General features: G+C 49.3%; 13 protein-coding genes. 9 read left to right on the top strand and 4 right to left on the bottom strand.

Annotation, left to right across the window (positions count from 1 at the left end; translation table 11 throughout):
- Positions 1-7 precede the first annotated feature (7 nt).
- The 4 genes from HGA34_02145 to HGA34_02160 form a co-directional block, all read right to left on the bottom strand.
- Positions 8-574 (bottom strand): DNA-3-methyladenine glycosylase, encoded by a 567-nt coding sequence (locus tag HGA34_02145; protein NTW22327.1) that lies wholly within the window; start codon positions 572-574, stop codon positions 8-10.
- The gene (gene radA, locus HGA34_02150; protein NTW22328.1) at positions 574-1,923 is read right to left on the bottom strand and encodes a DNA repair protein RadA; all 1,350 of its coding nucleotides are present in this window, start codon (positions 1,921-1,923) and stop codon (positions 574-576) included. Before radA ends, HGA34_02145 begins: the two co-directional genes overlap by 1 nt.
- A 60-nt stretch (positions 1,924-1,983) precedes the next feature.
- Entirely contained in the window at positions 1,984-2,718 is a 735-nt protein-coding gene (locus tag HGA34_02155; protein ID NTW22329.1) for a DsbA family protein, read from the bottom strand.
- 125 nt (positions 2,719-2,843) lie between these two features.
- Positions 2,844-4,103, bottom strand: coding sequence for a hypothetical protein (locus tag HGA34_02160; protein ID NTW22330.1), 1,260 nt, complete (start codon positions 4,101-4,103; stop codon positions 2,844-2,846).
- 118 nt (positions 4,104-4,221) lie between these two features.
- On the opposite strand from HGA34_02160, the gene pilM reads away from it, so the two are divergent.
- The 9 genes from pilM to HGA34_02205 all read left to right on the top strand — a co-directional run bounded on the left by pilM (position 4,222) and on the right by HGA34_02205 (position 11,982).
- Positions 4,222-5,277, top strand: a complete 1,056-nt coding sequence (gene pilM, locus HGA34_02165) for a type IV pilus assembly protein PilM (GenBank protein NTW22331.1) — start codon at positions 4,222-4,224, stop codon at positions 5,275-5,277.
- A gap of 67 nt (positions 5,278-5,344) precedes the next feature.
- A complete protein-coding gene (locus tag HGA34_02170) occupies positions 5,345-6,022 on the top strand; it encodes a hypothetical protein (GenBank protein ID NTW22332.1) in 678 nt (225 codons plus the stop codon).
- 5 nt (positions 6,023-6,027) lie between these two features.
- Entirely contained in the window at positions 6,028-6,657 is a 630-nt protein-coding gene (pilO, locus tag HGA34_02175) for a type 4a pilus biogenesis protein PilO (GenBank protein ID NTW22333.1), read from the top strand.
- Positions 6,658-6,660: 3 nt separating this feature from the next.
- Positions 6,661-6,963 carry a hypothetical protein gene (locus tag HGA34_02180; GenBank protein ID NTW22334.1) on the top strand — a complete coding sequence of 101 codons (303 nt, stop codon included), beginning with the start codon at positions 6,661-6,663 and terminating at the stop codon, positions 6,961-6,963.
- Positions 6,964-6,968: 5 nt separating this feature from the next.
- Positions 6,969-8,711 (top strand): type II/IV secretion system protein, encoded by a 1,743-nt coding sequence (locus HGA34_02185; GenBank protein ID NTW22335.1) that lies wholly within the window; start codon positions 6,969-6,971, stop codon positions 8,709-8,711.
- Positions 8,712-8,747: 36 nt separating this feature from the next.
- The gene (locus tag HGA34_02190; protein NTW22336.1) at positions 8,748-9,131 is read left to right on the top strand and encodes a response regulator; all 384 of its coding nucleotides are present in this window, start codon (positions 8,748-8,750) and stop codon (positions 9,129-9,131) included.
- 1 nt (position 9,132) lies between these two features.
- Positions 9,133-10,182 (top strand): Flp pilus assembly complex ATPase component TadA, encoded by a 1,050-nt coding sequence (gene tadA, locus HGA34_02195; protein NTW22337.1) that lies wholly within the window; start codon positions 9,133-9,135, stop codon positions 10,180-10,182.
- A 2-nt stretch (positions 10,183-10,184) separates the two neighbouring features.
- Positions 10,185-11,387: a type II secretion system F family protein gene (locus HGA34_02200; GenBank protein ID NTW22338.1), complete on the top strand. Its 1,203-nt coding sequence runs from the start codon at positions 10,185-10,187 to the stop codon at positions 11,385-11,387.
- Positions 11,388-11,514: 127 nt separating this feature from the next.
- Complete coding sequence (locus HGA34_02205; GenBank protein NTW22339.1) at positions 11,515-11,982, top strand: type II secretion system protein; 468 nt, start codon at positions 11,515-11,517, stop codon at positions 11,980-11,982.
- Positions 11,983-11,985: the final 3 nt, after the last annotated feature.

Genomic DNA, 11,985 nt, shown 5'->3' on the forward strand with positions numbered 1-11,985 from the left:
CTTTGAGTTATTTATTTGAAATGAAGGTGCTGTTTTTGATATAGAATCGCCACGGCTTATCCTTGTATTCTTCGGCATAGTTGATGCCGATGCGAGGCCTAGCAACGATGTCCTCGGGTTTTAAAATGAAGTTTTTAGCACGGCCCTCAATCCAAAGGCCGTGCTTTTTGGTATATAGTGGAAGCTCGTTGAATGATTTGTCGACCTCAAGAGTTTTGGTTAGCTTGGCAGGGCCATCGGTTTTTCCGGAGCTTGTGGTCGAGGGTTCAAGTGCGCGAATAAGCACGGCTGCCGGGTAGTCTTTGGTCCCGGTTACGGCATTGAGCATGTAGTGCATACCATAGGTGAAATAGACATAAGCGATGCCGCCGGTCTCGAACATCGGTTGGTTTCTGGGCGTGCGTCCCCGGCTGGCGTGCGAGCCTTTATCAAGCGGCCCATCGTAAGCTTCGGTCTCGACAATCATGTATTTCGCGGTTTTTCCGTCAGGTAAGCGGCGCACCAAAAAACAGCCCAATAAGTCTTGGGCTATTTTCAAAGTCGGTTGATCGTAGAATATTTTTGGTAGCAGCATTATTTGAAAGTGAAGAAAGAGGCCAGGTTGTCGACGTTCTTGACCGGCAGGGCTTTTATCTTCTTGCCGCCTTCCGCTTTGGCCGGGACCATGGCCTGAACGAAGCCGAGTTTTTCCGCCTCATTCAGGCGCTGCCCTAGCTTGGAGGCCGGACGGACTTCGCCGCCCAAGCCGACCTCGCCCAGGGCGATGGTCTGCGCAGGTAACGGTTCGTTCAGAAGGGAAGAGATGATGGCGGCGCAGACTGCCAGGTCCAGGGCCGGGTCGTTGATTCTGAGGCCGCCGACGACATTGATGATGACGTCCTGGTTGGAGAGATTAACTTTGGCTCGTTTCATGAGGACGGCGATCAGGACTTGCAGGCGGTTGAGGTCGAAGCCGGAAGCCTTCCGCTGAGGATATCCGAAGACCGTCTTGGTGACCAAGGCCTGTACTTCGACCAGGAAGGGGCGCGTACCCTCAAGGATGCAGCTTACTGCCGCCCCAGCCAGATGTTCGCTGTCCGCTTCCAAGAAGATGCCGCCAGGATTGACCACTTCTTCGAAGCCTGAGCCGGTCATGGAGAAGACGCCAAGTTCATTGACTGAGCCGAAACGGTTCTTGCTAGCCCGAAGAAGGCGGTAATCATGCTGGGTTTCGCTTTCGAGGTACAGGACGGTATCGACGATGTGTTCAAGGCTTTTCGGTCCGGCCACAGCGCCATCCTTGGTGATATGGCCGATCAGGATGACTGCCACGCTTTTTTGTTTGGCCAGTTCGAGCAGCTTGACGGCGCTGGCGCGTATCTGACTTACACTGCCAGCCTCAGAGGGTAGATTGAAAGAGTAGATGGTCTGGATTGAGTCGACGATCAAGACGACCGGCTTGGATTCTTCGGCAGTGGCGACAATTTTTTCGACATTGGTCTCATTGAGGAAGCCTATAGTTCCCGGGTCGATCGATAGCCGTTCGAGCCGTTCTTTGACCTGGTGGGCTGATTCCTCGCCGCTGACATAAAGGACCGGCTGTTTTTTGGCCAGATGTCCGGCCAGCTGGGCCACCAGCGTCGATTTACCGATACCAGGCTCGCCAGCCAGCAAGACGAACGAGTCAGGCATCAAGCCGCCGCCCAGGACGCGGTCGCACTCGGCCAAACCGGTAGATAGCCGATTGAAATTGCGTTCATTGATCTCTTTGAGATTGATGATATTGGCAGCTGCCGGCTTCTGGCTCTGCGACTTTTGCTCTTGGGGGGTTAGGCTCTGTTCTTCGAGCGTGCCCCAAGAGCCGCACTCGGTGCAGCGACCGCTCCATTTGGGAAATTGCGCGTCACATTTCTTGCAAACGAAGACTGTTGATAGTTTGGCCATATGTTCAAACAAAAACAGCACCCCTTGCTGTTTTTATGTTAATTTTTGATTTATAACTTATTATTTTAGCAACGATTCTACGGTCTGCTTCAGTTCGGCGAAAGTAACCTCACCCATGAATTCCTTATCGTTGACGAAGAGAAAGGGGATGCCTGTGATGCCAAGAGCATTAGCTTCAATCATGTTGTTGTTGATCGATTGAGCAGTCAGACTGTCTTTGAAACATTTGTTGAAATCGATCATGTTCAGGGTGAGCTTTTTCGCAATCGAAGTCAAAGACTCGGCGCTGATTTTGGAGCCGCCCTGGAACACTAGGTCGTGATACTGCCAGAATTTTCCTTGGCTGGCGGCGCAGCGGCCAGCGATGGCTGCCCGGTGGGAGATAGAGGCGGTGTCTTTTTCCGGGTAGTCTTTCCAAATCAGCTTGATTTTGCCCGGGTATTCGTCCATCAGCTTACGGATCTGCAATTCTTGAGAACCGCAGTATGAGCAGGTAAAATCTGAGAATTGGATTATGGTTATGGGCGACTTCATGTCTCCGAGGATGGGGTCGCTGCCGTTGATGATCGGCTTGGTGATAAGATCTTTGGCTGTCGGCACTTTGGTAATGAAGGGGTCGGTCTGAAATTCGGCATATGGATCAGGGGAGGTTGACTGTTCGGCCGCGGCCGGTTGGTTATAAAAAATGATGCCACGCAAGAGCATGACGCTGAAGATAAAGATGAAGATGGCAACAGCTGATGAAGCGATGAATAAGGGGGTGAAGAATTTCTGTTTGAAGATGGATTTTTTCATGAGAGGTTGGATTTTATTAAAGGCCGTTCTCCTTGGTCCTTGCGGACCCTGCGGAGAAGTTTCTTAAGGCCGTTCTCCTTGGTCCTTGCGGACCCTGCGGAGAACCGACTGCTCACACGCAGTCGTTATTTTAGATTTATCTTGTGGAGCTGGCCTGAGGCACTGTCGCTGAAGTATAGGTACTTCTGATCGGCGCTGACCATGATGTTATCTATGGTGTAGTCTCCCTCGGGGATGGCGATGCGTTTTTTGGCGCCTGTGGCTGAATCGATTTGGTAAAGGTCGTCTACTGTGTTCTTGGCCAGCTCTGGGAATAGGCCAGCGCCTTCATCGAGTTCGCGAGGGACAGCACAGAAGAGGTTAGTTCCACCGGAAAAGTTACATTTTTCGGCCCAGGTATTGATGTTCAGGTTGCGGCGGTTTGAGCCGATATTGTCGCCCTGTGCATCGACTACCCATAGTCCAGGCTTCATTTCCGTCTGACTGGAGTAGACGCTGTAAACCAGCTGATTGCCTTGAGGAGACCACTTCGGGTCGAAACCGCGGCCCTCGACGATGGTCGATTTGAAATTTTCTCCGTTCAAACCAATGAAATAAACCTCCTGCCGATCAAAATCCTTACCCTCGGCGTAAAGCGCTGCCACCTGGTTGTTGGGTGACCACTCGGTATAGACCTCGTCATCCTTGTCGCCAAGCTGCTCGATGCCTCGGACCTGACTACCGTCGCTTGAAACCGTGGCCACCCAGCGATTGTCGGGGTCCTGGCCCATGCTTTTGAAGACTAGGTTGCCTCCGTCTGGGGAATAGGAAAAATTTTTCCAATGAGCGGGCAGAGTTATCTGTTTCTGGTTGTTGAAGTCGTAGATAATATTAGAACCGTCGGGGTATTCTAATACGGCCTGGTTCTTGTTCGGCGACCAGACTACGCTGTCGACTTTGTAAAAGACCTTGTCGGAGATGGCCTTGGCGTTGCCAGCTGGGTCGATGCGGTAGAATTTTCCGTCATTCTTGTCGTAGTATTGCAAGCCGTTGCCATCGCTTGAGATAGTGGCGCCCAAGCTTGGTGTCTTGGTGAGGGTTTCAGTCTTGGTGACGCCGCCTGAAGCGATTTGGTCGGGCTGTTTGGCTGTTCCAGCGGAAGTAGTGGCCGCACCGGATAATCCGTCAGTCTTGCCCCCGTTATCGATTATTTGGCCGCCGGTGCCGGTGTTGGCGGCCGGGAGGCCGCTGCCAGGGCCGGTAGAAGTCGCATTTTGGTCGCCTTCCAGACCCTCTGGAGTCGTTGATTTAAAGAATAGGGAATAGAGAAAATAGCCGATGAATATCACCACTCCGACAAAGCCCAGAACTAGGAATATTTTTTTATATCTATTGAAAAAATCCATAGAGCTATTTTATTGAATTATTGATTTGTGTTATAATTAATTGAAGAAATGTTTTGCCGTGAACTCAATCATATTATATAATATTAACGAAAGTTATTAAAGAGTAACTGCCATATATATGGGATTATTATCAAGCGTTAGCTATCTAGGAATCGATATCGGCACCTCAAGCATTAAAATAGTAGAATTGAAGAAGGTTAAGGGCCGGCCGGCACTTTCTTCTTACGGTTTCAGCGAGGGCAAGGATTCGAGCCTGAGTATCGATTGGCAGAATAATCCCAAGAAAGCGGCGCAGGTAATCAATAAGATCAGGCAAGAGGCTGGTATCGCTGGCCGTCAGGCCGTGGCCGCTTTGCCGACTTACGCGGTTTTCTCCTCAGTTTTGAATCTGACCAACGTCGATCCTAAGGAAATTGATGCCGCTGTGCGCTGGGAAGCAAAAAAAGTCATCCCGGTAGCTTTAGAAGACATGATTCTTGACTGGCGGCGCATCGAAGATGAGCCTGGCCAGGCGGCAGTACCGGGTAATTTCAAAATCTTGCTTACGGGCGCGCCCAGGACATTAGTCAAAAAATACATCGATATTTTCAAAGAGGCGCAAATAAACCTGTTGAGCCTGGAGACGGAGACATTCTCGCTCGTCCGAGCGCTTTTAGGCAAGGATAAGAGCGTAATCATGATGGTCGAGCTGGGCACCAATACCACTGACATAGCGGTCGTAGATAAGGGCATCCCGGTCCTTTCGAGGAGCATCGATGTCGGCGGACTGACCATTACCAAGGCGATCGGCGACAATTTGGGCGTCGGCCTCGAAAGGGCTGAGCAATTCAAGTACGATATGGGCGGCAATGCTTTGGAGTCCTCAGGCCAAGATGTCGTTCCTAAGACCATTATCGAGACGATCAACCCGATCCTGAATGAGGTCAAATATGTTCTGAATATGTATGAAAGCAAGAATAATAAGAGAGTTGAAAAGATCGTGCTTTCTGGCGGAGCATCGCTCTTGGCCAGTTTTTCGGGTTATTTGGCCAAGGAACTGAACCTTAACGTAATCATCGGCGATCCGTGGAATAGATTATCATACCCGAGCGAACTAAAGCCGGTGCTTGACGAAATCGGTCCGAGAATGTCCGTTGCAGTCGGTTTGGCCTTGAGGCAGCTCGACTCAAATTAAGATGTCAGAAAATAAGAAAATAAAAAGATCCAGTGAGTCTGGTAGAAATGGGGAAGCGCCCATTGATTTGTCATTGGGAATCAAAGAAGAGGAGCCGAAACCGGAGATGGTCACAGAACAGCTTAAGCGGATTTCCGAAAAGATCAAAGCGAAGTTAGAAGCCCTTTCCAGACCGAAGCGGAGCGAAGGCGTTTTGGCAACCGACCTGATCAAGAGCGAAGTCATAACCTTTTTTGATTGGCAGCGCAACCTGACCCTGCTCGCGACGTTTTTGGCCATAGATTTCATCATAATTTTCGCCGGTTATCGCGGCGTAGAATGGTGGCAGGCCCAGAAGCAGAAAGAGATCGAATCGGTAATCCAGCAATTCAATCTGCTGGATATGGAAAAGAAACGCGAAGAGGTCGACCTGGACAAGATTATCGATCTCCAGCGCAAACTGGATCAGGTCACCTTCCTGCTGAATCGGCATATCCGCTGGACCAGCTTTTTCAAATTTTTGGAAGAAAATACCTTATCCAACGTCTACTTTGACAGCTTCGGCGGGTCGATCAACGGCAGTTATTCGCTTAAGGGCCATGCGGACAGTTTTTATTCGGTAGCCCACCAGATAGATGTTCTAAGGCACAACCCCAAGGTCATATCCGTGGAGGTTTCCGGCGGCAGCGTCGATCCGGTGAGTAAGAGCGTCAACTTCGACTTGGGCCTCGTCATTAAGAGCGACGTCTTCCTTGAAAAAAAATAATCTGAATGAAGATCGAAAGAGACAAAAAGCAATTGATCAAAGCGGCAAATGATTTTCTGATCGACTATTTCCGCTGGCTGGCCACCATCATGGTTTTAGCGGTTTTTTCAATCGGCGCTTTTTTTGTCGTCTTGCCGAAATATCAAGAGGTCTCTCGTGAAATAAACGAGACCCTGACCGACCAAGAGAACAAGTATCGGACCGTCTCCCAATATGTTTCCGACTTAAGAAAAGTCAATGCGGAATACCGGGCAATCGACCAGGCCAGCTTGGAGCGAATGAGGAGGTTCTTGCCTACTGAGCCGGAAACGGAGAGTTTGTTAGTCCAGATAGAAGCCCTTGCCAATAGGCACAGTCTGAGCATGACCAATCTGAATATGTCGCCTGAGGGTAAGAAGGCTGCTTCTAGCCCGTTTGCCAATAATAGCGGGGGAAACACCAGTCTGGCCGCCGACATCGGCCGAGTCAAAATAAGTTTAGCCGCGAAAAATGTCGATTATAATCTGGTGAAGGATTTTTTGGTCAGTCTTGAGCACAGCCTGCGCCTGCTGGATGTCTTCAGCGTTAATTATTATCCGGCTTTGGGAACCGTGAATTTGGAAATCTACGCATATTATTTAAAGAGCGTACAATAGCATATGGGAAAGATTGATAAAAATTTAGCTGGCATGATAATACTGGTGATCCTGTTCGTCCTGACTGGCGCAGGCTTGTTCTGGCTCAAAAGCTTGAGTTGGGCCAAGATGCCGAATGACCTTCCTGAACTTCTGACTGGAACCAACAAGGCCAGGGCCAGTACCGTACGAGCCATAAAGTCACTGAACCTAAAAGCTCTGCAGAATTCTGAGCTGAATGGTCTAGCCGAGACTGTAGTTCCTAGTTCGACGCCGGCGCTCGGTAACCTGAATCCGTTTTCCAGGCCTCAAAAACCCGTCCAATAAAGATTATGACAAAACAAGAAGAGATTCTTGAACTGTTGAAAAAGAAAAAAATATTGACCGCAGAACAGGTCGATAAGGCAATAGAACAAGCGGCGGCCAAGCAGCAGGCGGTCGAAGATTTTTTATTGGAGAATAAATTGATCGAACTGGAGAAACTGACCGAACTGAAAGCTGGCGCCTACGGGTTGCAGTATGAGAATCTTACGACCAAGAAAGTCATCGAATTTGCCCTTAACACCTTGCCGACCGAAGTCGCAGAGAATTATAAGATGATTTGTTTCGATCGTGAGGCCACCCATATCAAGGTCGGCGTAATCGACCCCGATAATTTCAAGGCGATCGAGGCCGTACAGTTTTTGGCCAAAGAACAGGGTTTGTTCGTCCAATTCTTCCTGGTTTCAAACAATAGCTTCAATCATGTCTTCCGTCAGTACCGCTCTTTGTCCAAGGAGATTTCAGTGGCCCTGAAGCTTAAGGAAGATGAGGATGAAGAGCGCAAAGAGCAGCAGAAAAAAGAAGAAGAGGAGATTGAAGAGATCATCGGCAGCGCGCCGGTGATCAAGATCGTCTCTGTCATCTTGCGCCATGCCGTGGAGGGCGGTGCTAGTGATATCCATATCGAGCCGATGCAGAAAGAGGCTCGTGTACGCTATCGTATCGACGGCATCCTGCGCACTTCCTTGGTGCTGCCCAGAAATATCCATGAAGCTATCGTTGCTCGCATCAAGGTGTTGTCCAATCTGAAGCTTGATGAGACTCGCGTCCCGCAGGACGGACGCATCCGCCAGGTCATAAACGGCAAAGAGGTTGACTTCCGTGTCTCAACCCTGCCTTTGGTCAGCGAGGAAAAAGTCGTGATGCGCGTTTTGGATGTGACCAAGGGCGCTCCGACCTTGGAAGACTTGGGCTTCAGCGGCAGGTCGCTAGCCACTATCAATGAAAACATCAAGAAGACTAACAAGATGTTCCTAGTAGTCGGTCCTACCGGTTCAGGCAAATCGACCACATTGTACTCAGTGCTTCATATGGTCAATAAGGAGGGGGTTAACATCTCGACGCTCGAAGACCCGGTCGAATATTTTATGCCAGGAGTCAATCAGTCTCAAGTGAGATCCGAAGTCGGTTTCACTTTTGCCAGCGGGTTGCGCGCTCTTTTGCGCCAGGACCCGAACATCATCATGGTCGGCGAAATCCGTGACAGCGAGACCGCCGAACTGGCCATCCATGCCAGCTTGACCGGTCACTTCGTGCTCTCGACGATGCATACCAACAGCGCTGTCGGCACCATTCCGAGATTGTTGGACATGAAAGTCGAGGCTTTCTTGTTAGGCTCGACATTAAGTACTGTCCTGGCTCAGCGTCTAGCCAGAAAAATCTGCCAAAACTGCAAGGTTGAAGATGCTATGCCCGACGACTTGATCGCTGAAGTCAGAGAAGAGTTCGAAAAAATACCCAAGCAGATCATCGCTGATGAATTCGGTGATGAAAAATTCGATAAGTTCACCTTTTTCAAAGGCAAAGGTTGCCCTCGCTGCGGCAATTCAGGATATGCTGGACGAGTCGCCGTTGCTGAGATAGTCGACGTCAATGATGACCTGAGACACAAGATAATCGAGCATGGCCATGCCATCAAGGATGATGACATCAGGGAAAGCCAAATTTTTATTTCAATGATGCAGGATGGCATCATCAAATCCCTGAAGGGCTTGACGACTATCCAGGAGGTAATGCGGGTAATGCGTGATTGATTCTGTTTAACCTTATTTATTGCTATAATCAAATATATGCCAGCCACCAAAAGCAAAATCTTAATAATCGAGGACGATTCGTTCCTGCTTACCATGTACGCCACCAAGTTCGAGTTGGAAAATTTCCAGGTAGTTACGGCCGAGGATGGTGAAAAAGGACTTAAATTAGCCCAGAAGGAATTGCCGGACATCATCCTCTTGGATGTCTTGCTGCCTAAGTTGAACGGCTTCGAGGTGCTTAAGGCCCTTAAGGAGAATTCGGAGACCAAAGATATAAAAGTGCTGCTTTTGACCAACTTGAGCCAAAGGGGCGAAGTCCAGCAGGGCTTAGCCTTGGGGGCGATAGATTATCTGATCAAAGCTCACTATATGCCATCCGAAGTGGTGGACAAAGTAAACAAGATATTGGCTAAGCAATAATATGGAAGTCCCCTCAATTTTTTTGAATCGCATATTATCGGAAACCGCCCGCAAGAAGGCGATGAGCCTGCACTTGACCGTCGGCAGCCAGCCTATCTGGCGCCTGAGCACCGAACTTATGCCCATGCCCGATACGGACATCATGACGAGCGATCTTATCGTCAAAATTTTGGGCGTGGTTCTGACCGAGGAGGAGCTGGCGGAGCTGAACCAAAAAAGGGAGCTGGTCGTGGTCAAAAAAATCGCTGACGCCTTCCGTTTCCGCATCAACCTTTTTTATCAGAAAAAATTACCGGCCATCACTTTCTATTATATTCCTGATACGATCGAAACATTCGCGACCCTTAACCTGCCGCCGATTATCGGCGACATGGCCAAATACAAGAATGGCTTGTGCGTCATCGCTGGGTCTTACGGTGCAGGCAAGACCACAACAGTTGCCAGCATGATCGAAGAGATAAATCGGACAGAAAAAAGACGCATTGTCACTCTCGAAAATCCGGTCGAGTATTCATTCGTCAGCAAGCAGTCGATCGTCGAACAGCGCCAAGTCGGGGTCGATACGCCAAGTTTTTTGTCAGGCCTAAGATATTGTCTGGAAGAAGATGTTGACCTGGTCTATGTCGGCGATGCAAGAGAGAATTTCAATTCTGCTGCTTCGCTGGCCCTAGAGCTGGCCGCAGGGAATGCCATGGTGATAGCAGAGATAACTGCAAGCAATGTCGTCAAAGCGATAGAGCACCTGATGGTCGGTGCTGTAGCCTCGGGAATGACTGAGGAAGTCGCCCGCCACGCTATCGCTGACGTGCTTTCAGCGATCGTGGTCCTGAAGTTGCTGCCGCGGCGGGGCGGAGGACTGATTCCAGCCGCGGAAGTCCTTATCGGTACGCCGGCTATCAAGTCCTTGATCAGGGAGGGTAAGTTTTATCAGATTGATAGCGCCATCCAGACTTCCAGGAAAGATGGCATGATCAATATGGATCGTGCGATCGAAGACCTGGTGCGTCTAGGCGAGATCAAGGTCGAGGATATTAAGATTCAACTCGGTTAAATATGCCAATTTTCCAATATCGAGCTCAAGACAAGAACAGGAATTCGGTCAGTGGCCTAGTTGAGGCGCCAAGCGAAGAAGTGGCCGTCGATTTGTTGCGCGAAAAAAACCTGTCAGTCTTGTACATCAAAGAGGAGAAACAAAGCCGGCTAAGCAGCTTGCCTTTTTTAAATAGGATCAAGATCAAGGATGTCGTGATTTTTTCTCGGCAATTCGCCGTGCTTATTTCGGCTAATGTCGCCATGGTCCAATCCTTGAAAATAGTGCTTGATCAGACGGAAAACCCTAAGCTCAAGAGCATACTTAATGAAGTCGCGGACGACGTCGAGGCGGGCACCAGATTGTCCGAAGCCTTGGCAAAACACCCCAAAGTTTTCACTAATTTTTTTATCAGCGTCATCCGCTCCGGAGAAACCTCGGGCAAGCTTGAAGAAGTTTTGAATTACCTCGCGGACGAAATGGAGAAGGATTATGACATGATGTCAAAAATCAAGGGCGCCATGATCTATCCGGCAATCATTTTCGTGCTTTTGGTCGTGGTAGGTATCGTGATGATGGTCGTGGTCGTGCCGAAACTGACGAGCATCCTGACTGAAACCGGTACCGAGCTGCCTTTAGCCACTAAGATGCTGATCGGTCTGTCCGCCTTTTTGGTAAGCTATTGGTGGGTGCTGCTGGTCGGCTCCGTAGTTCTTGGAATAGGGTATCGTTTTTATTCGGTTACGCCCTTTGGCAAACGCAGCATCGATCTAATGAAATTGAACCTGCCGGTTTTCGGTACGCTTTTCCGGCGGATCTATCTGGTCAGGTTTACCCGTTCGATGCAGACATTGCTTTTGGGAGGAGTCACTATTACTAAGAGTTTGAAGATATCGGCCGATGTGGTCGGTAATGAGATATATAGAGAGCTGATCGAAGAAACGGTCAAACAGGTCGAAGACGGTAATTCCATATCCTCGGTTTTTGTCCAGAGCCCCGAGGTGCCCAAGATGGTGGGGCAGATGATGTCGGTCGGAGAAAAGACCGGTAAATTGGACGTGGTCCTAGAAAGAATAACTTATTTTTATGGCCGGGAGATAAACAATATCATCGCCAACCTCATGACCTTGATGGAGCCATTCATCCTCATAATTATGGGCGTAGCGGTAGTCGGAGTGATTATGGCAATCATGCAGCCGATGTATAACATGTCGGCCGGCGTATAAATTGACAAAATATATAATATTTAGGTTTTTTGTGGTATAATGTGGATAAGTTAATTTGCAATTAATCCGTCTGTTTGCCAAGCCGTTTTCGGCCGGGCAGGCATACACCAGGGAAGGGGGTGAATAAATGAAATTAAACAAAGAAAAGGGCTTTACTTTGATCGAGTTGTTGGTGGTTATCGCTATTATCGGCGTCTTGTCGACCTTAGCTGTAGTTTCATTGAACAATGCTCGTCAGAAGTCCCGTGACTCCAAGCGCGTTGGCGACGTCAAACAGATGCAGAACGCATTAGAGCTGTATTATAACGACGCTAATGGTTATCCAGAGGCAAGCGCTGTAGGCGCAGGAACTGCCATCCAGTTCGGTACTACCAAGTACATGAACCAGGTACCGACAGCTCCTACCCAGCTCGATACGCCTTGCACCACTGCGAACGTTCCGTACATCTACGCTACTGTCGGTCCGTCAGCTTTGGGATCTGATGGTACTACCCCGGTTTACACTTCTTATACCTTGACTTATTGTCTTGGCGGAGAGACTGGCGGCATCACTAAAGACGTCCACACTGCCACTCCTGGCGGTATGACTCAGTAGTAG

The organism is Candidatus Falkowbacteria bacterium (assembly GCA_013336275.1).
Lineage (GTDB): Bacteria > Patescibacteriota > Patescibacteriia > Patescibacteriales > GWE2-39-37 > JAAXUA01.